The sequence below is a fragment of the Pseudomonas sp. genome, assembly GCF_030147005.1.
GTDB lineage: Bacteria > Pseudomonadota > Gammaproteobacteria > Pseudomonadales > Pseudomonadaceae > Aquipseudomonas.
Genome location: NZ_JASLAW010000062.1, coordinates 1 through 22,955, shown reverse-complemented (window position 1 = coordinate 22,955; position 22,955 = coordinate 1). Strand labels below are relative to the sequence as shown.

The 22,955-nt window shown below is 60.8% G+C and carries 21 protein-coding genes; 5 read left to right on the top strand and 16 right to left on the bottom strand.

Annotation, left to right across the window (positions count from 1 at the left end):
• Positions 1–64 precede the first annotated feature (64 nt).
• Entirely contained in the window at positions 65–2,287 is a 2,223-nt protein-coding gene (gene ppk1, locus Q1V60_RS05935; RefSeq protein ID WP_300628336.1) for a polyphosphate kinase 1, read from the bottom strand.
• 18 nt (positions 2,288–2,305) lie between these two features.
• Positions 2,306–3,319, bottom strand: coding sequence for a porphobilinogen synthase (gene hemB, locus Q1V60_RS05930; RefSeq protein ID WP_300628334.1), 1,014 nt, complete (start codon positions 3,317–3,319; stop codon positions 2,306–2,308).
• 208 nt (positions 3,320–3,527) lie between these two features.
• Here hemB and Q1V60_RS05925 point away from each other — a divergent pair, with 208 nt between their 5' ends.
• Positions 3,528–4,163 carry a DedA family protein gene (locus tag Q1V60_RS05925; protein WP_300628332.1) on the top strand — a complete coding sequence of 212 codons (636 nt, stop codon included), beginning with the start codon at positions 3,528–3,530 and terminating at the stop codon, positions 4,161–4,163.
• On the opposite strand, the gene Q1V60_RS05920 is transcribed toward Q1V60_RS05925, so the two are convergent.
• On the bottom strand, positions 4,144–5,379 hold the full coding sequence (locus tag Q1V60_RS05920; RefSeq protein ID WP_300628330.1) for a sterol desaturase family protein: 1,236 nt from the start codon (positions 5,377–5,379) through the stop codon (positions 4,144–4,146). The two genes, Q1V60_RS05925 and Q1V60_RS05920, sit on opposite strands and share 20 nt — an antisense overlap.
• Positions 5,380–5,494: 115 nt before the next feature.
• On the opposite strand from Q1V60_RS05920, the gene elbB reads away from it, so the two are divergent.
• The gene (elbB, locus tag Q1V60_RS05915) at positions 5,495–6,160 is read left to right on the top strand and encodes an isoprenoid biosynthesis glyoxalase ElbB (RefSeq protein ID WP_300628328.1); all 666 of its coding nucleotides are present in this window, start codon (positions 5,495–5,497) and stop codon (positions 6,158–6,160) included.
• Positions 6,161–6,266: 106 nt separating this feature from the next.
• Here the strand turns inward: elbB and Q1V60_RS05910 are convergent, their stop codons facing one another.
• The 5 genes from Q1V60_RS05910 to Q1V60_RS05890 form a co-directional block, all read right to left on the bottom strand.
• Positions 6,267–6,722 carry a YaiI/YqxD family protein gene (locus Q1V60_RS05910; RefSeq protein WP_300628327.1) on the bottom strand — a complete coding sequence of 152 codons (456 nt, stop codon included), beginning with the start codon at positions 6,720–6,722 and terminating at the stop codon, positions 6,267–6,269.
• A 2-nt stretch (positions 6,723–6,724) separates the two neighbouring features.
• Entirely contained in the window at positions 6,725–8,620 is a 1,896-nt protein-coding gene (locus Q1V60_RS05905; RefSeq protein ID WP_300628326.1) for a cytochrome c/FTR1 family iron permease, read from the bottom strand.
• A 135-nt stretch (positions 8,621–8,755) separates the two neighbouring features.
• The gene (locus Q1V60_RS05900) at positions 8,756–9,388 is read right to left on the bottom strand and encodes a LysE family transporter (protein WP_300628325.1); all 633 of its coding nucleotides are present in this window, start codon (positions 9,386–9,388) and stop codon (positions 8,756–8,758) included.
• An 87-nt stretch (positions 9,389–9,475) separates the two neighbouring features.
• Entirely contained in the window at positions 9,476–10,048 is a 573-nt protein-coding gene (locus tag Q1V60_RS05895; RefSeq protein WP_300628324.1) for a mechanosensitive ion channel family protein, read from the bottom strand.
• Positions 10,048–11,958, bottom strand: coding sequence for an ATP-binding cassette domain-containing protein (locus tag Q1V60_RS05890; RefSeq protein WP_300628323.1), 1,911 nt, complete (start codon positions 11,956–11,958; stop codon positions 10,048–10,050). The genes Q1V60_RS05895 and Q1V60_RS05890 overlap by 1 nt, the downstream gene beginning before the upstream one ends.
• A 50-nt stretch (positions 11,959–12,008) precedes the next feature.
• On the opposite strand from Q1V60_RS05890, the gene Q1V60_RS05885 reads away from it, so the two are divergent.
• Positions 12,009–12,473: a TIGR02444 family protein gene (locus Q1V60_RS05885; protein WP_300628321.1), complete on the top strand. Its 465-nt coding sequence runs from the start codon at positions 12,009–12,011 to the stop codon at positions 12,471–12,473.
• Here the strand turns inward: Q1V60_RS05885 and Q1V60_RS05880 are convergent.
• Positions 12,470–13,612: an AlgP family protein gene (locus Q1V60_RS05880; RefSeq protein WP_300628320.1), complete on the bottom strand. Its 1,143-nt coding sequence runs from the start codon at positions 13,610–13,612 to the stop codon at positions 12,470–12,472. The two genes, Q1V60_RS05885 and Q1V60_RS05880, sit on opposite strands and share 4 nt — an antisense overlap.
• Positions 13,613–13,804: 192 nt before the next feature.
• Here Q1V60_RS05880 and Q1V60_RS05875 point away from each other — a divergent pair, with 192 nt between their 5' ends.
• A complete protein-coding gene (locus tag Q1V60_RS05875) occupies positions 13,805–14,482 on the top strand; it encodes an FKBP-type peptidyl-prolyl cis-trans isomerase (RefSeq protein WP_300628318.1) in 678 nt (225 codons plus the stop codon).
• 52 nt (positions 14,483–14,534) lie between these two features.
• Here Q1V60_RS05875 and rsd read toward each other — a convergent pair whose 3' ends face one another.
• The 7 genes from rsd to Q1V60_RS05840 all read right to left on the bottom strand — a co-directional run bounded on the left by rsd (position 14,535) and on the right by Q1V60_RS05840 (position 20,924).
• A complete protein-coding gene (rsd, locus tag Q1V60_RS05870; protein ID WP_300628317.1) occupies positions 14,535–14,993 on the bottom strand; it encodes a sigma D regulator in 459 nt (152 codons plus the stop codon).
• A 179-nt stretch (positions 14,994–15,172) separates the two neighbouring features.
• The gene (locus tag Q1V60_RS05865; RefSeq protein ID WP_300628316.1) at positions 15,173–15,724 is read right to left on the bottom strand and encodes a disulfide bond formation protein B; all 552 of its coding nucleotides are present in this window, start codon (positions 15,722–15,724) and stop codon (positions 15,173–15,175) included.
• 237 nt (positions 15,725–15,961) lie between these two features.
• The gene (locus Q1V60_RS05860; protein ID WP_300628314.1) at positions 15,962–17,203 is read right to left on the bottom strand and encodes a heme biosynthesis protein HemY; all 1,242 of its coding nucleotides are present in this window, start codon (positions 17,201–17,203) and stop codon (positions 15,962–15,964) included.
• A 5-nt stretch (positions 17,204–17,208) separates the two neighbouring features.
• Positions 17,209–18,324, bottom strand: a complete 1,116-nt coding sequence (locus tag Q1V60_RS05855; protein ID WP_300628312.1) for a uroporphyrinogen-III C-methyltransferase — start codon at positions 18,322–18,324, stop codon at positions 17,209–17,211.
• Between the two features lie 18 nt (positions 18,325–18,342).
• A complete protein-coding gene (locus tag Q1V60_RS05850) occupies positions 18,343–19,101 on the bottom strand; it encodes a uroporphyrinogen-III synthase (protein ID WP_300628311.1) in 759 nt (252 codons plus the stop codon).
• Entirely contained in the window at positions 19,098–20,039 is a 942-nt protein-coding gene (gene hemC, locus Q1V60_RS05845) for a hydroxymethylbilane synthase (protein ID WP_300628309.1), read from the bottom strand. Before hemC ends, Q1V60_RS05850 begins: the two co-directional genes overlap by 4 nt.
• Positions 20,040–20,177: 138 nt before the next feature.
• Positions 20,178–20,924: a LytTR family DNA-binding domain-containing protein gene (locus tag Q1V60_RS05840; protein ID WP_300628308.1), complete on the bottom strand. Its 747-nt coding sequence runs from the start codon at positions 20,922–20,924 to the stop codon at positions 20,178–20,180.
• A 501-nt stretch (positions 20,925–21,425) separates the two neighbouring features.
• Here Q1V60_RS05840 and argH point away from each other — a divergent pair.
• Entirely contained in the window at positions 21,426–22,820 is a 1,395-nt protein-coding gene (argH, locus tag Q1V60_RS05835) for an argininosuccinate lyase (RefSeq protein WP_300628305.1), read from the top strand.
• Positions 22,821–22,955 lie beyond the last annotated feature (135 nt).

Genomic DNA, 22,955 nt, shown 5'->3' with positions numbered 1-22,955 from the left:
TGGTGACTGACACTCCGCATTCGCGAGCAAGCCCGCTCCCACATGGGGTCCGCGTGAGCCTGGGTTAATTCACCGTCAGAATCGGGCTACCCAGCTTTTCCAGCAACGTCGCCTGCGCACTGCGCGGGTTCTGGTTGCCGGTCGGGGTGTTACGCACATAGCGCCCATCCGACTGCAGGCTCCAACTGTGGGTGTTGTCGGTCAGGTAGCTTTCCAACTCCTTTTTGACCCGCATGATCAGCTTCTTGCCCTCCACCGGGAAGCAGGTCTCCACACGCTTGTCGAGGTTACGCTCCATCCAGTCGGCGCTGGAGAGGAACATCTGCTCTTCGCCACCGTTGAGGAAATAGAACACTCGCGTGTGCTCCAGGAAGCGGCCGATGATCGAGCGCACATGGATGTTATGCGAGACGCCGACAATGCCCGGGCGCAGGCAGCACATGCCACGTACCACCAGGTCAATGCGCACGCCCGACTGACTGGCCTTGTACAGCGCGCGAATGATCTTTGGATCGGTCAGCGAGTTGAACTTGGCGATGATGTGGGCCGGTTTGCCATCAAGGGCAAACTGGGTCTCGCGGGCAATCATGTCGAGCATGCCCTTCTTCAGGGTGAACGGCGCGTGCAGCAGCTTCTTCATGCGCAACGTTTTACCCATGCCGATGAGCTGGCTGAACAACTTGCCGACGTCTTCGCACAAGGCGTCGTCGGATGTCAGCAAGCTGTAGTCGGTGTAGAGCTTGGCATTGCCGGCGTGGTAGTTGCCGGTGCCCAAGTGGGCGTAACGCACGATCTCACCGGCTTCGCGGCGCAAAATCAACATCATCTTGGCGTGGGTCTTGAAACCGACCACGCCATAGATCACCACTGCACCGGCCGCTTGCAGACGGCTGGCCAGTTGCAGGTTGGACTCCTCATCAAAGCGCGCTCGCAGCTCGATTACCGCAGTGACTTCCTTGCCGTTGCGCGCAGCGTCGACCAGTGCATCGACGATTTCCGAGTTGGCGCCGGAGCGATACAGCGTCTGGCGCACGGCCAAAACGTGCGGGTCCTTGGCGGCCTGGCGCAACAGGTCGACCACCGGGGTGAACGACTCGAAGGGGTGCAACAGCAGAATGTCCTGCTTGCTCACCACGCTGAAAATGTTCTCGCTGTTTTGCAGCAGTTTCGGGATTTGCGGCGTAAACGGCTTGTATTGCAGCTCGGGGTGGCTGTCCAGGCCGGTGATGCTGAACAGGCGCGTCAGGTTTACCGGGCCATTGACCTGGTACAGCTCGGATTCGGCCAGGTTGAACTGCTTGAGCAGGTAGTCCGACAAATGTTTCGGGCAGGTATCTGCCACTTCCAGGCGCACCGCATCGCCGTAGCGCCGCGAAAACAGCTCGCCGCGCAGGGCACGCGCCAAGTCTTCGACATCTTCGGAGTCCAGCGCAAGGTCGGCGTTACGGGTCAGACGGAACTGGTAGCAGCCCTTGACCTTCATGCCCTGGAACAGGTCATCGGCGTGCGCATGGATCATCGACGACAGGAATACATAGTTATCGCCGGCACCCCCTACCTCTTCGGGTACCTTGATGATCCGTGGCAGCAGGCGCGGTGCCGGGATGATCGCAAGGCCCGAGTCGCGGCCGAAGGCATCGATGCCTTCCAGTTCGACGATGAAGTTGAGGCTCTTGTTCACCAGCAACGGGAACGGGTGCGTCGGGTCGAGACCGATCGGAGTAATGATCGGTGAAATCTCGTCACGGAAGTAACGGCGCACCCAGGTCTTGATCTTGGTGGTCCAGTGGCGGCGACGGATGAAACGGACCTGATGTTTTTCCAGTTCCGGCAGCAGGATGTCGTTGAGGATCGCGTATTGGCGGTCCACATGGCCATGCACCAGCTCACTGATGCGCGCCAGGGCCTGGTGCGGTTGCAGGCCGTCGGCACCGGCTTGCTCACGGGCGAAGGTGATCTGCTTCTTGAGGCCGGCAACCCGGATCTCGAAGAACTCGTCCAGGTTGCTCGAGAAGATCAGCAGGAATTTCAGCCGCTCCAGCAGCGGATAGGACTCATCCAGCGCCTGTTCCAGCACGCGGATGTTGAATTGCAGTTGTGACAGCTCGCGGTGGATGTACAGGCTGCTGTCATCCAGGTTGGTGACCACGGGGGCCGGCGCCGGGGCAGGCGCTTCGGCAACCACCGCAGGCGGGGCAGGCTCCAGCTCCGGCGGGGTCTCGGCGACTTGTTCAACCACCGGATGAGCGGCTTTTACGGCAACTTCTGTAAGTCCTTCGGTATTCATCGAGTGTTCCTGTGAGGGCTATTGTTGCTCTCTAAGCAATTGGGCAGCGCGGGCGGCGAAGTAGGTCAGAATGCCATCGGCGCCGGCACGTTTAAAGGCTGTCAGGGATTCGAGGATCACCCCTTCACTCAACCAACCATTCTGGATTGCGGCCATGTGCATGGCGTATTCACCGCTGACCTGGTAGACAAAGGTCGGCACTTTGAATTCCTCTTTGACTCGGTAAAGGATGTCCAGGTAAGGCATCCCGGGCTTGACCATCACCATGTCGGCGCCTTCGGCCAAGTCGGCCGCCACTTCGTGCAGGGCTTCATGACTGTTGGCCGGGTCCATCTGGTACGACGCCTTGTTGGCCTTGCCCAGGTTCAGGGCAGAACCCACCGCGTCGCGGAACGGGCCGTAATAGGCGCTGGCGTACTTGGCTGAGTAGGCCATGATCCGCACATTGACATGACCGGCCAGCTCAAGGGCTTCGCGAATCGCCTGGATGCGGCCGTCCATCATGTCCGACGGTGCCACCACCTGCGCACCTGCCGCTGCGTGGGACAAGGCCTGCTTGACCAGCGCATCGACGGTGATGTCGTTCTCCACATAGCCTGACGGGTCAAGAATGCCATCCTGCCCGTGGGTGGTGAACGGGTCCAGGGCCACATCGGTGATCACCCCAAGCTGCGGGAAACGTTCACGCAGGGCGCGGGTGGCGCGCTGGGCGATCCCTTGCGGGTTCCAGGCTTCGGCGGCGTCGAGGGACTTGAGCTCAGTCGGCGTCACAGGGAACAGCGCCAGCGCCGGGATGCCCAGTTCAACCCAATTGGAGGCTTCCTCAAGCAGCAGATCAATGCTCAAGCGCTCCACCCCAGGCATCGATGCCACCGCTTCCCGGCGATTTTCGCCGTCCAGCACGAATACCGGCAGGATCAGATCATTCGTCGTCAGTACATTTTCACGTACCAGACGGCGAGAAAAATCATCACGACGGTTGCGACGCAGACGTGTGGCGGGAAATAGCCGATTGGCAGGGGTAAAGCTCACGACAGACTCCTGAGCCCGCGTTTACGGGCGAGCGGTGCAGTTATAAGCGGCCATTATGACGAACGAATGACAGTTGTGCTTATCGATGCGACCTGTAGTCGCATTCGGCATCAACAAGGGAATTGTTCACTTCGTGACACATCTCGATACTTTCATGAATCTTCGTGAAGGCGTAGGCTGCGCGTTCATTTCGCCAGCACCCTAGACCATGCTTCAACAATTTCTGCATGACTTCGGCTATTTTGCCCTTTTTCTCGGCACGTTCTTCGAAGGCGAGACCATCCTTGTGCTCGCAGGCTTCCTGGCGTTCCGTGGATACATGGATATCAACCTGGTGGTGGTCGTTGCCTTTTTCGGCAGCTACGCCGGCGACCAGCTTTGGTACTACATGGGGCGCAAGCACGGTCGCAAGTTGCTGGCGCGCAAACCGCGCTGGCAATTGATGGGCGACAAGGCGCTGGAACATATCCGCAAGCATCCGGATATCTGGGTGCTGAGCTTTCGCTTCGTCTACGGTTTGCGCACGGTAATGCCTGTGGCGATTGGCCTCTCCGGCTATCCGCCCCTGCGCTATTTGCTTCTGAACGGTATCGGTGCTGCGATATGGGCGGCGGCGCTGGGGGCTGCGGCCTATCATTTCGGCGCAGTCCTCGAAGGCATGCTTGGCAGTGTCAAGAAATACGAGCTGTGGGTGCTGGGCGCCTTGTTGGTGCTGGGCGTTGGCTTATGGCTGCGACGCCGCTTCAAGAATGCCCGCATCGCCCGCGAGGAGTGTGCTGAAGCCAAGGCCCGCTTGGCTGCCGAAACAGCCTCGGTCGATACGCCTAAGACGCCAGGCGAGTAAGCCTGCTTCTGCAGCAGTAGAGGCCGATCACGCTGAGCAAACTGTAGCTCGCCAGGCCCAGCCAGCCCAGATTGCTGGCGGGCCACAGCCCCAACCAGGGGGCCAGCCCTACTAACGGCACATTCAGCCCCAGGCGCACCCACTCCACCTTCAGCGCCCACCGGCGATTCTCCAGCGCGACCCCCAACGTGAACAGCCCCAGCGCCATGACTCCCCAGCCCAGGATCAGCGCCGCCGTGGGCAAACTTTCGCCGACATTCATCAGATAGCTGCCAAAGCCCACATAAACCGCAAATTGCAACGCAACGTAAACCTGTTGGGGCGTATCCAGCGGCACTTCGAATTTACGGAACTGGGTCAAGTCCGGCTTGACCATCGGGTACTTGGCTTTCACGTCCGCGGGGCGCCATCCGGTGCGCATAAACCAGATGCGCAGCTTGTCCCAACGGTTTTCCGTGCGGCGGGCATCGCTCCACAATTGGGCATAAAACTGCAGGTTCGCCCACAACGGATTCCAACTGGCCAGGGGCGTGGTCACGCCGAAGATCACAGGTTCGTTGTCGTCCTCCTCCTGGAACGTGCCGAACAGCCGATCCCAAAAAATGAACACCCCGCCATAGTTGCGATCCATGTAGAGAGCGTTCCGTGCGTGGTGGGCACGGTGATTGGACGGCGTGACGAAGAACCATTCGAACCAGCCGAGCTTGGGAACGTGTCGTGTATGTACCCAGAATTGATACAGCAGGTTGAGCGACGCCACACTGATGAACACCACCAACGGCACACCGAGCACGGCCAGCGGCAGGTAGAAGACCCAGCTCAGCAAGAAGCCGGTGCTGGTCTGACGCAACGCGGTGGTGAGGTTGTAGTCCTCGCTCTGGTGGTGCACGGAGTGCGCGGCCCACAGGATATTGCGCTCATGGCCCATTCGATGCAGCCAGTAATAGCAGAAGTCGTAGAGCACAAAGGCCGACACCCAGGTCCAGGGGCTCCGGGCCGACAACTCGATCAGCGCCAGGTGCTCGAGGGCGAACGCGTAGGTGAGCAAGCCTACGCCCTTGGTCAGTAATCCGGTGGTGGTAGACAACACGCCGGTGCTGAGGCTGTTGATAGCGTCGGCCACTCGATAATTGCGCATACCGCGCCGACGGTCGGCCAGCAGCTCAATCACGATCAAAGCAACGAAAAACGGTACCGCGTAAGGCACGAAGTCCATGGGTCAGTCCGAATTATTTTTGTTACAAGAAGATTAGGTGCAGTGGCGTGAGTTCCCATTGGCAACAGGTTACAAATTAGTAGACATTTAACGCCATGAATCAGGAGAAATGCCCATGAGCAAAAAGATTGCAGTGATCCTTTCCGGCTGTGGCGTGTACGACGGCGCAGAGATCCAGGAAAGTGTGATCACCCTGCTGCGCCTGGACCAGCGCGGCGCTCACGTTGAGTGCTTTGCACCGGATATTGCGCAGTTGCACGTGATCAACCACCTCACTGGCGAAGAAATGCCCGAATCGCGCAATGTTTTGGTGGAGTCGGCACGCATCGCCCGAGGCGCGGTGAAGGATATTCGTGAGGCCAGCGCTGCTGACTTCGATGCGCTGATCGTTCCGGGCGGGTTTGGCGCGGCGAAAAATCTGTCGAACTTTGCCGTGGAAGGCGCCGGCTGCAGCGTCAACCCACAGGTCCTGGAACTGGCCGAAGCCTTTGCCGAAGCCGGCAAGCCGGTGGGGCTGATCTGCATTTCCCCTGCCCTGGCCGCGAAAATCTACGGCCCAGGCGTGACCTGCACCATCGGCAACGATGCCGACACCGCAGCTGCCCTGGACAAAATGGGCGCTACCCACCAGGAATGTACGGTGGAGGATATCGTCGAGGACACGGCGCGCAAGTTGGTGAGTACGCCGGCGTATATGCTGGGTAAGAACATCAGTGAGGTCGCGTCGGGCATTAACAAGCTGGTGGACCGGGTGCTGGAACTGACCCACGAAAACGACTGACGCCGTCTTTCTGTAGGAGCGAGTTCGCTCGCGAAGAACCTGAGAGCGCCGCGCTCATCCAGAGTGGCCGCGTTATCGTTGACGTTCTTCGCGAGCAAGCTCGCTCCTACAGAGGCTTCATCAAACGGGTAAGCAGGCGGTCCAGCGCGTTGGCAAATGCCTGCTTGTCCTTCTCTCCATGGGGCGGCGGCCCACCACCCATCTGGCCTTGCTCGCGCAAGTCGGTGAACAGGTTACGGACCGCCAGGCGCTCACTCATGTTCGCCGGGCTGAACTCTTTGCCGCGCGGGTCCAGCGCTGTGACCCCCTTCTTGACCAGACGGTCGGCCAAGGGCACATCGCTGCAGATCACCAGCTCGCCGGGCATGGCGTGCTCCACCAGGTAGTCATCTGCCGCGTCGGGGCCGCTGGGCACCACGATCAGCTTCACACAGGCAAAGCCGGGCTTGATCTGACTCTGACCGGCCACCAGCACCACTTCGAACTGGCGCTTGAGGGCGAATTTCACCACCTGATCCTTGGCCGCTCGTGGGCAGGCGTCGGCGTCGATCCAGACCCGCATGCCTACGCCGCCGCCCGTTGCTTTTCAGCCAGGCGACTGCGGCCGTACAGCACCACAATCGCCAGTATCGCCACGGCCTGCGCACTCAACGAATACGCATCGGCGTGAATGCCCAGCCAGTCAAAGTCAAAAAACGCCACCGGCCGAGTACCGAAAACGCCCGCCTCTTGCAGCGCTTTGACGCCATGCCCGGCGAACACCACCGACAGCGCGCACAGCAGCGCGGCGTTGATGCCGAAGAACAGCGCCAGCGGCAGCTTCGCCGATCCGCGCAGGATCACCCAGGCCAGGCCCACCAGCAGCACCGAGGCGGTGGCGCCACCGGCCAGCACCGCGTCATGCCCGGCCGGGCCGGCTTGCAGCCACAGGGTTTCGTAGAACAGGATCACTTCGAACAGCTCGCGGTACACCGAGAAGAATGCCAGCAGCGCAAAACCAAAACGCCCACCGCCGCCCACCAGGCTGCTCTTGATATAGTCCTGCCAGGCCGCCGCGTGGCGTCGGTCGTGCATCCAGACACCGAGCCACAGCACCATCACACTGGCGAACAGCGCCGTGCAGCCTTCCAGCAATTCACGCTGGGCGCCGCTCACGTCGATCACATACGCCGCCAGCGCCCAGGTAGCCAAGCCGGCCAGCAGCGCCAGTCCCCAGCCGACGTTGACGCTGCGCACCGCCGATTGCTGGCCGGTGTTGCGCAGGAAGGCCAGGATCGCGGCAAGCACCAGGATCGCTTCCAGGCCTTCGCGCAGCAGGATCAGCAGGCCGGAGATGTAACTCAGCGACCAACTCAGGCCATCGCCGCCGAGCAGGTCGGCGGACTCGCTGAGCTTGCCCTTGGCAACGTCCAGGCGCTGCTGCACTTGCTCGATCGGCAAACCGTCCTGCAATGACTGCCGATAGGCCATCAGCGCCTTTTCGGTGTCTTTGCGCACGTTGGCGTCGACGTTATCCAGTGAGCTTTCCACCAGCTCGAAGCCTTCCAGGTAAGCGGCTACCGACAAGTCGTAGGCTTGTTCGTGGTCGCCGTTACGAAACGCGGCCAGGCTTTTGTCCAAGGTGGCGGCGGTGTAATCGAGCAACTGCGCCGGGCCACGCTTGACCTGCGGCGGCTGCGCACGCTGGGCGCGGAAGGCCGCCGCCGCCGCAGGGCCGTCTGCGGCCAGTACTTCATTGGGCGTCTGGCGCGCCAGGTCGGCGAGGTTGAAGGGTTGTTCGCTTTTGGCCGCAGCCGGATCAGCCGTGAAACCGGCGATGTAAGTGGCGAGGTCCCAGCGCTGACGGTCATCCAACTGGTCGGAAAAGGAAGGCATGTCGGTGCCTTCGACACCCAGGCCCAGGGTGTTGTAGATCGCGTAGAGGCTCAACCGATCCAGGCGCGTGGCATCGCGCAGGTTAGCTGGCGGCGGTGTCATGCCCATGCCCGCTGGGCCATCGCCGGCGCCCGTCGCCCCATGACACACCGAACAATGCTGGGCATACAGCGGCGCACCGCGCGTGGGATCGGGGGTGATCGCCGGCGCCTGGCTGACTTCATACGCCACCGCCAGCTTGGCGCCCAACTGACGGGCCTGATGGGCGACAGTCCCTCCGTCTGCATGGGCGGTGACCGCCGCGAGCAACTCATCGACGCCCTTTATCAACTCAGCGCGTTCGGGCTTCTCCGGCAATTGCGCGACCAACCCCTGCAAGACCCCCAGGAACTCCACCTGTTCGCCAAATTCCGACTCGTCCACCACCTTGCCCGCTTCCACCGTGGGTGGGTAGTCGGCGCCAATATAGTCAAGCAAATGCAACGCTTGTGGTGCGCCCTCGGCCGTCGCGGCCAACAGATTGAAGCTGCACGACATCAGCGCCGGCAGCACCAGCCAGGCGAGAAAACGGAAGGGGGCAGTCATGAATGAATCTCAAGTGGAAATACGAAGTAACACTATTGTTCAGCTTTAACGGATTTGACTCAAGGTGTTATTTGGCATCGCCACAAAAACCAAAGTGGGAGGGGCCCCTCCCACGCGCTGATCCGGTTTCGTCAATTACGCCGTGGCACGATGCAGGCTGGCAAGAAAACCGGCAGCGCCGACGAACAATCCGGCGAATGTGCGGTTTACACGCTTCTGCTGTTTGGGCGAACGCAACAGGCGCAGGACTTTCGAGGCCAACCCCGTGTAGCCGGCCATCACGATCATGTCGACGCTGATCATCGTCGCACCAATGATCAGGTACTGAATTGCCAACGGCGCTTGTGGGTTTACGAACTGCGGCAACACCGCGAGCATGAACACCAACGCTTTGGGGTTGCTGGCATTAACCAGAAAACCGCGGAACATCATCGCCAGCGGCTTGCCGATCGGGCGCACCGCAGCGTCATCGGCCATGTCCATGGGCAAGGCGCGCCACTGCTTGATGGCGAGGTATACCAGATAGGCCACACCAAACCATTTGATCGCATAGAACGCGGTCGACGACGCCGCCAGAATGGCACCCAAGCCGCCGGCCACTACGGCAATCTGCATCGCCAGGCCCAGTTGCAGGCCAATGGCATTCCAGTAACCGCGTACAAAACCGTATTGCAGGCCGCTGGACATCGAGGCGATGGCGCCCGCGCCTGGGGAAAGGGAGATGATCCAACTGGCCAGGAGAAAGGCCAGCCACGTATCGAGTGCCATGGCACACCTCGGGAGGGAGTTTGCGGTTGTGCCTTAAGCTAACTCTGCCGACCGAAGGCTGGCTATAAATTTTTACAGGATGTGACTCTAACGATCGCCGGGGAACACATGCGTACCGGGCCAACGCCGAACCGAGCGCTGGAAAAACAGGCTGTTGGGCACTTGTACCATCGCGCTGTCAGTGCCGGCCTCCGGCACCTCGACGAGCGTGGTGTAGAGCAGATTGATCGCCACGACGCGCCCTTTCACACCGGGTTTGTCGACGGTGTCCACCAATTCGACGATGTCGCCGAGGCGAAACGGCCCCACGGTGAAGATCAAAATGGCGCACAACAAATTGGACAACACCGACCACATGGCGAAGAACGCCACCGCCGCCACTGCCACAAACCCTGACAGCGCTGTCCACAGCACCGTGGCAGATACGCCCAGGCGACCCAGCACGAAGATCAGCGCGCTACCCATGATCAGCCAGCGCAGGCCCCCGCGCAGCGGCATCAGCAATTGGGGTGGCAGCGGATAGCGCTCACCCAGGCGGGTCAGGCCTTTAGCGACAAAACGCTGGGCAAGGTAGCCGGCCAGCAGGATCAGCAGTATTTGCACGCCGATCCACACAGGCTCGACCCACTGCGCCGGCAAGGGCAGTTGCAACGCATCCATCAGGACAGCGCCTCCAGCTCCGCTTGCAGGGTTTCAAGCAGTTCGAGGGCTTCCATCCAGGATTCCTCCAATTGCCCTTCACGCACCTTGAGCTTGGCCTGCTCGGCCAACAAGTCGCGCAGTTCATCCTTGCGCGCAGCCTCATACACGGCGCTGTCGCCCAGGCTGGTTTCAATCTTGGCCAGGCGCTCGTGCACTTTGCCCAGCTCGGCTTCCAGCTTGTCGGCTTCGCGCTTGTGCGGTGCCAACTGCTGACGCAGTGCGGCAGCGGCCTGGCGCTGAGCTTTCTTATCGGTCTTGTCCGGGTTGACCGGCGTGTTGCTGACCGGGGCATTGCGCAAACGGTAGTCGGTCAGCCAGCGCGCATAGTCGTCAAGGTCGCCGTCGAACTCTTCGACCTTGCCGTCGGCCACCAGCAGGAAGTTATCGGTGGTGCTTTTGAGCAAGTGGCGATCGTGAGACACCACCAGTACCGCACCACTGAACTCCTGCAGGGCCATGGTCAGCGCCAGGCGCATTTCCAGGTCCAGGTGGTTGGTCGGTTCGTCGAGCAGCAGCAGGTTGGGGCGGTCCCAGGCGATCAGGGCCAGGGCCAGGCGTGCCTTTTCGCCACCGGAAAAATTCAGCACCGGCTCATCGATACGCGCGCCACGGAAGTCGAAACCGCCCAGGAAATCACGCAGGGTCTGTTCGCGCTCGGTGGGCGCCAGGCGTTGCAGGTGCAACAGCGGGCTCGCCTTGGAGTCCAGCGAGTCCAGTTGATGCTGGGCGAAGTAGCCCACCACGGTGTTCTCGCCACGGGTCAGGCGGCCGGCCAAGGGTTCCAGTTCACCTGACAGGTTCTTGATCAGCGTCGACTTGCCCGCGCCGTTAGGCCCCAGCAAACCGATACGCGCGCCGGGTGTGAGCTGCAGCTTGACCTTCTCCAGGATGGTCTTGTCGCCATAACCCAGGCGTGCGTCCGACAGATCGAGCAAAGGGCTGGAGATCTTCGCCGACTCGCGGAACACGAAGTCGAACGGCGAATCGACGTGGGCCGCCGAGAGCTCTTCCATGCGCTCCAGCGCCTTGATCCGGCTCTGGGCCTGCCGGGCCTTGGTGGCCTGGGCCTTGAACCGGGCGATGTAACTCTCCATGTGCGCGCGCTGCGCCTGCTGCTTCTCAAAAGCTTGCTGCTGCTGGGCCAGGCGCTCGGCGCGGGCGCGCTCGAAGGCCGTGTAGCCGCCACGATAGAGCGTGATTTTTTTCTGTTCGACATTGGCGATGTTGTCGACCACGGCGTCGAGGAAATCCCGGTCGTGGGAAATCAACAACAAGGTGCCCTGATAGTTCTTGAGGAAGTCTTCCAGCCACAGGATCGCATCGAGGTCCAAGTGGTTGGTCGGTTCGTCGAGCAACAACAGATCGGAGGGACACATCAGCGCCTGGGCCAGGTTCAGGCGCATGCGCCAGCCGCCGGAGAAGTCGGCGACCGGGCGGTCCATCTGTTCGTTGGTAAACCCCAGGCCGGCGAGCATCTTGCGGGCGCGGGCGTCGGCGGTGTAGCCGTCGGCGCTGTCCAGTTCGGAATGCAGGCGGGCCTGAGCGGCACCGTCCTGGGCTGTTTCTGCCGCGGCGAGATCGTGTTGTACCTGGCGCAGGCGCAGGTCGCCATCGAGCACGTAGTCAATCGCGATGCGGTCCAGGGTGTCGATCTCCTGGCGCATATGGGCGATGCGCCAGTCGGCCGGCAGCAGACAGTCCCCGGAATCCGGGGTCAGCTCACCCAGCAACAGGGCGAACAACGTGGATTTGCCGGCGCCATTGGCACCGATCAGGCCGGCTTTGTGACCGGCGTGCAGGGTCAGCTCGGCATCTTCAAGGAGACGCTGCGGGCCACGCTGTAATGTTAGGCTTTGAAGTCGGATCATAATGGCGGCGGAGTCTACCAGCTTCGTTGGCCGCTGGCTTGGGTGTGAATATGTGCGCTGACCTGTGGAGCTTTGCCCTCTCGACTTATGCCCGCCCCGGTGTGGAGGCTGCATGCCTGCGGTTGCAGGAGCAAGGCGCGGATGTGTGCCTGCTGCTGTGTGGTGCGTGGCTGGAGCAGCGCGGGGTGGCGCGGTTGCCCGAACGCGTTGCGGCACTGCAACAGCTGGCGCGGCCGTGGCGCGCGCGCGTCGTCGAACCCTTGCGGGAAGTACGTGTGCAATGGCGGGCGATGGCAGAGCAGGATGCGCAATTGGCTGAGCTAAGAGAGCGGGTCAAGGCCCTGGAGTTGGAAGCGGAGCGAGCATTGCTGATGCGTTTGGAAGCGCTGGCGCAGGCATGGCCGACCAACGAGGTAAAGGCTCAACACGAATGGCTTGAAAGCCTGGCGACCGAAGCCGCCAACCTTGACCACAACGCGCTGCACTATCTGCGCGTCGTGGTCACCCGCACTTAGGAAGCGCTGGTTGGAGTGACGCTTGGCGCTACCGGTGCAGAGGTGCTGCTGGCCGATGCGGTTGGAGCGGAGGACGCTGACGGTGTAGCGGCAGGCGCTGCCGGACTTGCTGGCTTTGCAGGTGCAGGTTTTGCCGCAGCAGGCTTGGCAGCTGGTTTTGCAACAGTGGTTTTAGCAGCTGGCTTGGCGGCTGGTTTTGCAGCAGCAGTTTTGGCAGCTGGCTTGGCGGCTGGTTTTGCAGCAGCAGTTTTGGCAGCTGGCTTGGCGGCTGGTTTTGCAGCAGCGGTTTTAGCGGCTGGCTTGGCGGCTGGTTTTGCAGCGGCAGTTTTGGCAGCTGGCTTGGCGGCCGGCTTTGCAGCAGCGGTTTTAGCGGCTGGCTTGGCGGCTGGTTTTGCAGCAGCAGTTTTAGCAGCTGGCTTGGCGGCCGGTTTTACAGCAGCGGTTTTAGCAGCTGGCTTGGCAGCTGGTTTTGCAGCGGCAGTTTTGGCAGCTGGCTTTGCGGCTGGTTTTGCAGCAGCAGTTTTGGCAGCTGGCTTGGCGGCCGGCTTTGCAGCAGCAGTTTTAGCGGCTGGCTTGGCGGCTGGTTTTGCAGCAGCAGTTTTGGCAGCTGGCTTGGCGGCCGGCTTTGCAGCAGCGGTTTTAGCGGCTGGCTTGGCGGCAGTTTTAGCCGGCGTCTTCGCTGCGACAGCTTTGCTTGCTGGCTTTTTGGCCGCGCTGGCCGCGACGGCTTTGGCCGGAGTACGAGCACCCAACGCCTTGGTTACCGCTTCCTTCACACGACCAACGCCCTGGGCCAGTTTCAGGCTTTCCTGAGCGTCTTTTTTGAGTTGGGAAATGTAGCTGCGGGTTTCGGCTTGGCGGTCCTTGAGTGCGTCCAGCAGGTCCTCAAGTTCCTTAACAGCGTCTTTGGCTTTGGCTTGTGCCTTGGCCTTGCCGGCGGTGGCGGCGCCTTGCAGTTTAGTGCGGGATTTGTGCAGCTTTTCTTGCGCTTTACCGCGTTGTTTTTCAAGTTTGGCGAGCAGTTTTTCTGCATCGGCCAAGGCCTGAGAACAAGCGCTTTCCAGATGTTCGAGCAAGCTGCCCGACAATTGTTGGAGTAAGTGCAACGGGGTATTTACAGGCTTCTGTTTGGCCGACATGGTTTACCTCCTGGCTGACGTGGGTGCGGCTCATACTAGCCCTCTGCTCTTACCGCCGCTAGCGCATGTTGACAGTATCGTTTGCGTTGCGTTGCACCGTACGAAAATTCTTATCCATATAACGGAAAACCACCCCACTGCTCAGCCACGCACGCTGGCATAATCCGTCGCACTTTCGGCGGGAGGATACCCATGTCGCGTTACCTTTTCTTAGTGCTTGGCCTGGCGATTTTCAGCGCCGATGCGAGCGAGCAATCACCGCCGAAAACAGCGGTCCAGGATCAGCATGACCTCGCTTACAGCCTGGGCGCCAGCCTCGGCGAGCGCCTGCGCCAAGAGGTGCCCGACTTGCAGATCCAGGCCCTGATCGACGGACTCAAACAGGCCTACCAGGGCAAACCATTGGCACTGGATAACACACGCATCGAACAGATCCTCGCCCAGCACGAAGCACAGAACGCCGCCGACACCCAAGTGCCGCAGAGCGAAAAAGCACTCGCCGCCGAACAGCAATTTTTGTCCAGGGAAAAAGCTGCGAAGGGTGTGCGCGAATTGGCAGACGGCATCCTGGTCACCGAGTTGACGCCAGGCACCGGAAACAAGCCGTCGGCAAGTGATGAGGTGCAGGTGAAATACGTGGGTCGACTGCCCGATGCAAGCGTGTTCGACCAGAGCGCACAACCCCAATGGTTTCGCTTGGACAGCGTGATCAGCGGCTGGAGCAGCGCATTGCAACAGATGCCGGTAGGCGCGAAATGGCGCCTGGTGATTCCTTCGGCCCAAGCCTATGGCGCGGACGGCGCAGGCGAACTGATTCCGCCCTACACACCTCTTGTCTTCGAAATCGAGTTACTCGGGACTCGCCACTGACGCACAAAAAACGGTGCGACAAGCGCACCGTTTTTTTATCCTACCGTCCCGATCAGACCTGAACAGCAGGCTCTTCTTTGTGAGCGTTATGCAGTACTTCGATCAGGCAATCTTCAAGCTCGAAACGCTCGTGCAACAGACCACCCAGCTCTTTGAATTTTTCCGCGACACACTTGCCTTCATCGCACAGGTCGTTAAAAGCCAGCAGCTTCTCGGTAATCACATCAATGCGCGGATAAATGGTCTGAGCGAACTCAAGACCACGCGTGTCCTCGAAGGCTTCCGCTTCCTTAGTGAGTTGAGTGTAAATACTCAGGTGGCCCGCAGAAACGTAATCCACCAATACAACACAGAAATCCTGCAACGGCTCACGCTTCTCGGCCAGCGCTCCAGGCTCGGCACCCAACTCATCAAAAGCCAGAACCAGCTTGCGACGTGCATCCAACCATTTGTCGATCAGTGTGTGCACGCCACCCCAGCGTTCGCGAGCATTCTTGCAACGTTCCAACATGATGATCTCTCTTCCCTATAGGGGACGCTGCTGCCCCATGCCCGCGCAATGCTTCAGGGTTGAAGCGGCAATCGGACGAGGTCGCGTCTGACAAGCGGTTTCGGTAACGCGTGCGGGCCAGATTATGCCCGCATCACTATGGCTTCAAGGTACGCAGGAGAGAAAGTTCATACAAGCGTTTAATCCCTTCCTACGACATGAACCGTATTTTCCTTGCTTTGCGATACGTAACGCCGGCTGAGCAACAAGCGAGAAAGCGGTGTGCCTCCCAAAATCAGCATCGCTACGAAAAACAGCAGGCTCCACTCCGGAAGGCTGAGGTCAAACAGCGTCCAATTGATCTCGACGCAATCAACTGTCCCCTTGAAAACTGACCGAGCAGCCTGCCAAAAGGACAGGTTTTCAATCATGTAATCAAGGGTTGGCCAGCAGTTCGGCAGCTGGTCTGACGGAGCGTTCTGCAGCAGCACTTGGCGTCCGGCAGTGACAGCGCCAAACAACGCACACCCCATGCTCGCCAGCCCATACAAGCACACGCCGGAACGGTCGGGGTTATGAACGGCGGCGATCAGGTTGATCAGCACAAAGGCGGCGAGAGAAAACCGTTGTACCTGGCACAAAAAACATGGCTGTAACATAGCGCCATATTCCAGATAGAAAGACACGCCCAACGTCAGCGCACCGGCCATGAACGCCAGGAAAAACAAGGAGCGTAAGGGGGCCAAAGACATTGATTATCCGCACCGCAAGAGATAGGTGGCTACGGTAGAGGAAAGGCCCGACCCCTTTCAATACGCCTTGGAGCAGACAATTCCGCGAACGAACAGGGAGATCCCGCCAGCACACGAGAGAAATCTGCCTACAACACGTAAGAATTGATTACGGCCCCACTTAAGCCGAGCATTTACAAAGGCTTAACGGATCAGCTCACAGACCTTTCTGAGCCAACCCGTTCGCCCTTTCCTACCTCAAGCTTGCGTGGGGACCGGCAATGGGGCGGCCAGCAGCCGGTTATCGAGTAAACCCAGACCTTCCTGAAACAGCTGGTTGCTGCGCTCGGTATCACCCAACTGGGCCAGCAAACGGGCCAACTCGGCACAGGCTTCGGGATTGCGCTGCACTTGCAGGCTGCTTTCCAGATAATCCCGTGCCTTGCCCCAAAGGCTGTTTTGCAGGCAGAGGCGGCCCAATGTCAGCAACAGGCTGGCATCGCCTGGATGATCCTTCAGCCAGCCCTCGGCAAATTTCAACTGGCGGGCCGGTTCGCCGCCGCGCAGCAGGCCATAGAGCCGAATAAGATGGCTGTCATACTTGCGCTTGATCGCACTGCGCAGTGCTTCCTCGGCCTTGGCATCGGCACCCAGACGACGCAGTTGGTCAGCGTAAGCCAACACCAGTTGTGGCTCCTGGCGCTGGGCTGAAGTCAGTTGCTCCCATGCGCGGTCAAGGGACTGCAAGCCGGCTTCGCTCTGCTCCTCACGCTGTGCGGCCAGGCTAAGGTTTTCACCCCAGGCCCGGCGTTCCAGTTCAGCCAGTTCACTGGCCGGCAGCACCTTGTCCTTACGCAGTTCAGGCAACAGGCGAATCACCGACGACCAATCGCCACGCTGCTGGTGCAGTCGCTGCAGCTGGCGCAAAACCTGGGCATTGTGAGGATGGCGCTCATGCATCGCCTGCAGAGTGGTCAGGGCGCCTTCCGTATCACCACGATCCATTTGCAATTGCGCATGGCTCAAGGCAACGGCCAGTTCCGCCTGGGGCTGGCGAGCCAGAGCGCGCTCGAGCAAAGCATCCGACTCTTCGTAACGCCCCAGTTCATTGGCCGCACGCGCCGCACCAAGATAGTAAAGCAGTGGCTGGGGCTCAGCTTCTGCGGCGCGGTGCAGGTGGCGTTCGGCGCTGGCCCAACGACCTTCGGCAAGGTCCATTTGGCCTTGCTCAATTGCAATCTGCACACGACGGCTGCGATTGCGCCGTGACCATGGGTTGACCACGCCGCCAGAGACAGTCACCAGACCCAACAGGACTCGGATCAGGTAGATCGCCAGGCCTATGGTGAACACCGCCACCAATGTGGCCCACAAGCTCGACTCGTAATGCAGCACGTGGGGATAGGTAATCAGCACATAGCCGGTGTGCTTCGAGATGCCCACGGCCAGCGCCAGGGCGATCGCAATTACCAGCACCAGGATCACATAGAAACGCTTCATCGGTTCTACTCCTGGGTCGCAGGCTTGGCAGCCGAAGCCTTGGCTTCGTCGGCAGACAGATGGCGGCGCTCAAGGTACGCCTGCACAGCCGCGAGGCTCGCGGCCAGGTCAGGCGTCACCACCGACACGGCCTTGGGCTCAAGCTCGGCGATCCGCGCAAGCATTGACTTGCTCTGAGGGTTGTCCGGGTTGAAGTTATCCTGCAACACGCTGCGCGCCTCACCCAGCGAACGGCTATAAACCGCCGATTCGCCGTTGAGCGCCGCCCACTGTGCTTGCTCCAGCGCCAGGCTCAAGGCCAGACGTACCTGATTCAACCCTTGGCCCGCCAGCAGCGGGCGAATGTTGTCATCGGGGTTGAAGTCGATACGGAAATAACGGGATATCTGCTCCCACCATTGGCTCAACTGGTTGCCCGTATCGCTGGTGGGGCGCCCTTGGGAAGCGGGCTCCGTGAGTTGATACTCCGGGGCGAGCGCCGCCAATTGCACAACCTGGTCGCGCAACGCCGCCAACTGCAGGTACAACCCGGTGCGGTCCGGCTGTTCGGTGCTGCGCAACGCCGCCAGGCTCTTGGCCAGCTGCTCGCGCGCGGCGAACGCGCCCGGGTCGCTCTGCTCGCGAAGAATTTCGTCGGCACCCTGGACCAGCGACTGGGCGCTGTTGATGTCTTGCAAGGCCGACAGGCGCAAGCTGGCCAGACGAATCAGATGCTCAGCCTCAGCCAGGCGCCAATCTTTGCGGCTGGCGCCCAGTACGGTTTCCAGGCGCTGGTTCAGGCGCTGCTGGTCACTCTGCAACTGGGCGACCAGGCGTCGACGTTCTTCCAACTCATCCGCGCCGGGTAACTGCGCCAGGCGGGCCGCCAACTGCTGCTGGCTCTGCTTGAGGCTCTGGGATTGGTCGTCCAGGGTCTGCACCTGGCCCAACTGCTGCTGGCTGCTGGCTTGCAGGGCACGGACCTGCCAGATCCCCCAGCCGCCAGCGGCAACGCCTGCAGCGCCAAGCAGCAAAGCGACGACTGCAAGGCCATTGCCACGGCGTGGCGTGGCAACCGGCGTTCCGACCGGCGCATCGAGCGCGGGCTGAGCTTCATCTTTTGGCAAGGCTGTTTCGCTCACGTATCCGTCCTTTGCGTATCAGAGAGTGGGAACGGGATTGCTCCCTAACGCCACTAACAAAGCCGCAGCACTCGCGCCGCGGCAATCCACAACTTTTTCTGCGCCTGCGGCCCGCGCCATTTCAAAGACGCGCGGGCTGGGCACGAACAACGGCAGCTGCGCCACCTCAGGCCAATCAGAGCCGGCCAAGGCCTGCAAGTGTAGAAAACCTTGCCCACTGCTGACCACCAGGCCGTTCAAGCGTTCCAACTGGATGCGCTGCATCAGTGCGCCCGTGTTATAGGCCGGAAGGAAACGGTGATACAACTCCAGATAGTCGACACTAACACCTCGCTCGCGCAAACGCTCTGCAAGCAACTCCCGACCGCCCTCGCCCCGCAGGATCAATACCCTGGCTCCGGGAAGTGCGATAGCCTCGTGCAACGCCGGCAATTGAAGCAATGCCTCGCTGTCGTCACCCGCTGGCGGATAGTGTACGTCCAGGCCATGATCGGCCAGTATCTGTGCAGTAGCGGCCCCTACACTGAACCATGGCAGTCGCGGCCAGGGTGCGCTCATTCGTTGCAAGGCAAGACGCGCCGCCGGCTTGCTCACCACGATCACTGCACAATAGCGCTGCAACGCCCCAAGGATTGCCTGTTGTTCAGGCGTGACCGGTAAGGCTTCGATCTCCAGCAAAGGCAGCTTGCTGCTGAAAACGCCAGCATCGGCCAATGTCGCCGCCAAGGCTGTCGACTCTTCGGCAGGCCGCGTCAGCAACAATCGCCAGTGGGTCACTGCGGGCCGGCCTCGCCATAGACTTTTTGCAGAATGGCGCCGGCGCCCTTGTCCAACAGTTCTTCGGCGACCTGAATGCCCAGGGCCGTGGCCTCACGTTGTGGGCCGCGCACCTCGGCGGTGAGCAGCGTGCCGCCCTCCGGGTCGCCTACCAAGCCACGCAACCACAGGTTCTCACCTTCAAGCACGGCATAGCAGGCGATCGGTACCTGGCAACCACCGTTGAGGTGTTTGTTCAGGGCACGCTCGGCCGTGACGCGAACTTCGGTGTCAGCGTGATCAAGTGGCTTGAGAAGTGCGTGAATTTCACTGTCGGCGGTACGACATTCAATGCCGACCGCGCCCTGCCCGCCCGCGGGCAAGCTGTCCTCGACGCTGATTGCGCGGGTGATGCGGTCTTCGAAGCCCAGGCGGATCAAGCCGGCGGCGGCGAGGATGATCGCGTCATACTCGCCTGCGTCCAACTTGGCCAGGCGCGTGTTGACGTTGCCGCGCAGGAAGCGAACTTGCAGGTCGGGACGACGGGTCAGCAACTGGGCCTGGCGACGCAGGCTTGAGGTCCCCACGATGCTCCCCAGGGGCAGTTCATCCAGAGATGCATAGGTGTTGGAAACAAAGGCGTCGCGTGGATCTTCGCGCTCGCAGATGCAAAAAAGGCCCAGTCCTTCAGGGAAGTCCATGGGCACATCTTTCATCGAATGCACGGCGATGTCTGCTTCATTCTCCAGCAGCGCGGTTTCGAGTTCCTTGACGAACAAGCCCTTGCCGCCAATTTTCGACAGCGGCGAGTCCAGCAGCTTGTCGCCGCGACTGACCATGGGCACCAGGGTGACCCTGAGGCCAGGATGGGCCTGCTCAAGACGTGCTTTGACGTATTCGGCCTGCCATAGGGCCAGGGCACTTTTACGGGTGGCGATGCGGATTTCGCGAGAAGACATGGATCAATCCGTACTGAATAGATACGGCAGATAATAACAGCTCAGGCAAATACGCTTTGATTTGAATCAGCAAGTGCGGGGCCTCCCTGGCCACGTCGCACCGGGATAAGGACTGCAGAGCGCGCCACGGCCGCTGGGCTAAAGCTGCTGCATCATCTTGCGCACGCCGGCGACATGGCGCCGACTGACGATCAATGCATCGCCATTGAGGCCCTTCAGGAATAGCTGAAAGTGCCCCAGGGGCGTGCGTTGCAAGCGCTCGATTCGCTCGCGGGCCACCAGCGCATTGCGATGGATGCGCACGAAGCGGTCGCCGAACTCATCTTCAAGGGCCTTCAGTGGCTCATCGAGCAACACTTCGCCCGCTTCGTGGCGCAAGGTCACGTATTTATGGTCGGCGATAAAATAGACCACCTGCCCGAGGGGGATCAGCTCGATGCCCTTGCGGGTCCGTGCACTGATATGGCTGCGGGGGCCATTGCCGCTCTGGGCGGCAGGCTGGGTCAAGGCAGCGAGCTGAGCGCGGTTGGGGCGCTCGGCTTTCTTCAAGGCCTTGAGCAACGCTTCGGCAGCCACAGGCTTGACGAGAAAACTGACACCGCTGTCTTCCAGCGTCTGTGCAGAAAACTCTTCCTGGGCCGCGCACAACACCACAGCCGGTGGCGACTCGCGCTCACTCAGGCGGGCGGCGACTTGCAGGCCATCGAGGGCCGGCATGCGGATATCGAGCAAGACCACATCCGGCTTGAGGCTGTCGATCAGCGTCAACGCCTCCTCGCCGCTGGTGGCGCTCGGCTCAAGCACTGTATAACCCTCGAGTTCACTGACCAGACGGCTCAGTCGCTCGCGGGCTTGGGGTTCGTCATCAACGATCAGGACATTCATATAGCGCTGGATTCCTGCGTGAGTCTCGCACAAGGATAGCGTAGACAGGTGCGGTGACTTGCGTCACAGCGATCCACGCTAAGACTCGCGCGAGCGGCAAAAAGTGCCCTGGCAGCGGCACCCAAATTTACCCGGACCTGTTCAATAGCGCCCAAGACCTGCTGGCTTCGCGCATCGTCGTAGGGTTTGCTGATACACAATCCGAATACCCCCCTTTTTTAATGGACAGTCTGGGCTCTGACCGCATGACCCGACTTTGGTGCATTCATACGAGTCAGTCCAACTGTAGACGCTCGCTGAGACGATATTGCTCAATCGTCAAATATCGCTTCAATAAACCTGCTCTCAGTCTCGTCCCGGATGCGGCCGGCGGCAAGGCACTTAGCCATCCTTTGTACAAATAAAATTGCCGCCTACCCACAGCATCGCGTCCACGGACAACCCTGTTATTATCGGCGGCACACCTTCACGCCTCTTTTTAAGCAGATCACGAGCGAATCCATGAGCACCGACAAGACCAACCAGTCCTGGGGCGGCCGCTTCAGTGAACCCGTCGACGCTTTCGTCGCGCGCTTCACCGCCTCCGTCACCTTCGACCAGCGCCTGTACCGCCACGACATCATGGGCTCCATCGCCCATGCCACGATGCTGGCCAAGGTCGGCGTACTGACCGACGCCGAGCGCGACAGCATCGTCGATGGCCTGACCACCATCCGTGGCGAGATCGAAGCCGGTACGTTCGACTGGCGCGTCGACCTGGAAGACGTGCACATGAACATCGAGGCTCGCCTCACTGACCGCATCGGTGTGACCGGCAAGAAGTTGCATACCGGTCGCAGCCGTAATGACCAGGTGGCCACCGATATCCGCCTGTGGCTGCGCGATGAAATCGACCTGATCCTGGCTGAAATCACCCGCTTGCAGAAAGGTTTGCTGGAGCAGGCCGAGCGTGAATCGGACACCATCATGCCCGGCTTCACTCACCTGCAGACCGCTCAGCCCGTGACCTTCGGTCACCACCTGTTGGCCTGGTTCGAAATGCTCAGCCGCGATTACGAGCGCTTGGTGGATTGCCGCAAGCGCGCCAACCGCATGCCGTTGGGCAGCGCCGCGCTGGCGGGCACCACTTACCCGATCGACCGTGAGTACACCGCGCAGCTGCTGGGTTTCGACGCCGTCGGCGGCAACTCCCTGGACGGCGTGTCGGACCGTGATTTCGCCATCGAATTCTGCGCCGCGGCGAGCATCGCGATGATGCACCTGTCGCGCTTCTCCGAAGAGCTGGTGCTGTGGACCAGCGCGCAATTCCAATTCATCGACCTGCCGGACCGTTTCTGCACCGGCAGCTCGATCATGCCGCAAAAGAAAAACCCCGACGTGCCCGAACTGGTGCGTGGCAAGAGTGGCCGCGTATTCGGCGCACTGATGGGCCTGCTGACCCTGATGAAAGGCCAGCCGCTGGCCTATAACAAGGACAATCAGGAAGACAAGGAGCCGCTGTTCGACGCCGCCGACACCCTGCGCGACTCGTTGCGTGCGTTTGCCGACATGATCCCGGCGATCAAGCCCAAGCACGCGATCATGCGCGAAGCAGCCTTGCGTGGTTTTTCCACCGCGACCGACCTGGCCGACTACCTGGTGCGTCGTGGCCTGCCATTCCGTGACTGCCATGAAATTGTCGGCCATGCCGTGAAATACGGCGTGGACACCGGCAAGGACCTGGCGGAAATGAGCCTGGAAGAGTTGCGCCAGTTCAGCGATCAGATCGAGCAGGACGTGTTCGCCGTGCTGACCCTGGAAGGCTCCGTGAATGCCCGTAACCATGTGGGTGGCACCGCGCCGGCGCAGGTGAAGGCCGCAGTCGTACGCGGCCAGGCTCTGCTCGCTAACCGCTAAAAGCATCGCAGGACCCACAAGAGACCGGGTACTTCCAGGCAACTCGGTCAAAAAATGTGGGAGCGGGCTTGCACGCAAAGGCGGTGGTTCCGTTGCACAACTGCCCACGGACACACCGCCCTTGCCAGCCAGCCC

Excerpts from the sequence above, each read along its gene's own strand:
- Q1V60_RS05900 (WP_300628325.1), bottom strand. The coding sequence starts at position 9,388 with ATGGCACTCGATACGTGGCTGGCCTTTCTCCTGGCCAGTTGGATCATC.
- Q1V60_RS05880 (WP_300628320.1), bottom strand. The coding sequence starts at position 13,612 with ATGTCGGCCAAACAGAAGCCTGTAAATACCCCGTTGCACTTACTCCAA.
- argH (WP_300628305.1), top strand. The coding sequence starts at position 21,426 with ATGAGCACCGACAAGACCAACCAGTCCTGGGGCGGCCGCTTCAGTGAA.
- Q1V60_RS05920 (WP_300628330.1), bottom strand. The coding sequence starts at position 5,379 with ATGGACTTCGTGCCTTACGCGGTACCGTTTTTCGTTGCTTTGATCGTG.
- Q1V60_RS05905 (WP_300628326.1), bottom strand. The coding sequence starts at position 8,620 with ATGACTGCCCCCTTCCGTTTTCTCGCCTGGCTGGTGCTGCCGGCGCTG.
- Q1V60_RS05925 (WP_300628332.1), top strand. The coding sequence starts at position 3,528 with ATGCTTCAACAATTTCTGCATGACTTCGGCTATTTTGCCCTTTTTCTC.
- Q1V60_RS05860 (WP_300628314.1), bottom strand. The coding sequence starts at position 17,203 with ATGAAGCGTTTCTATGTGATCCTGGTGCTGGTAATTGCGATCGCCCTG.
- Q1V60_RS05890 (WP_300628323.1), bottom strand. The coding sequence starts at position 11,958 with ATGATCCGACTTCAAAGCCTAACATTACAGCGTGGCCCGCAGCGTCTC.
- Q1V60_RS05840 (WP_300628308.1), bottom strand. The coding sequence starts at position 20,924 with ATGAATGTCCTGATCGTTGATGACGAACCCCAAGCCCGCGAGCGACTG.
- hemC (WP_300628309.1), bottom strand. The coding sequence starts at position 20,039 with ATGTCTTCTCGCGAAATCCGCATCGCCACCCGTAAAAGTGCCCTGGCC.
- Q1V60_RS05885 (WP_300628321.1), top strand. The coding sequence starts at position 12,009 with ATGTGCGCTGACCTGTGGAGCTTTGCCCTCTCGACTTATGCCCGCCCC.
- rsd (WP_300628317.1), bottom strand. The coding sequence starts at position 14,993 with ATGTTGGAACGTTGCAAGAATGCTCGCGAACGCTGGGGTGGCGTGCAC.
- elbB (WP_300628328.1), top strand. The coding sequence starts at position 5,495 with ATGAGCAAAAAGATTGCAGTGATCCTTTCCGGCTGTGGCGTGTACGAC.
- Q1V60_RS05895 (WP_300628324.1), bottom strand. The coding sequence starts at position 10,048 with ATGGATGCGTTGCAACTGCCCTTGCCGGCGCAGTGGGTCGAGCCTGTG.
- Q1V60_RS05865 (WP_300628316.1), bottom strand. The coding sequence starts at position 15,724 with ATGTCTTTGGCCCCCTTACGCTCCTTGTTTTTCCTGGCGTTCATGGCC.
- ppk1 (WP_300628336.1), bottom strand. The coding sequence starts at position 2,287 with ATGAATACCGAAGGACTTACAGAAGTTGCCGTAAAAGCCGCTCATCCG.
- Q1V60_RS05875 (WP_300628318.1), top strand. The coding sequence starts at position 13,805 with ATGTCGCGTTACCTTTTCTTAGTGCTTGGCCTGGCGATTTTCAGCGCC.
- Q1V60_RS05910 (WP_300628327.1), bottom strand. The coding sequence starts at position 6,722 with ATGCGGGTCTGGATCGACGCCGACGCCTGCCCACGAGCGGCCAAGGAT.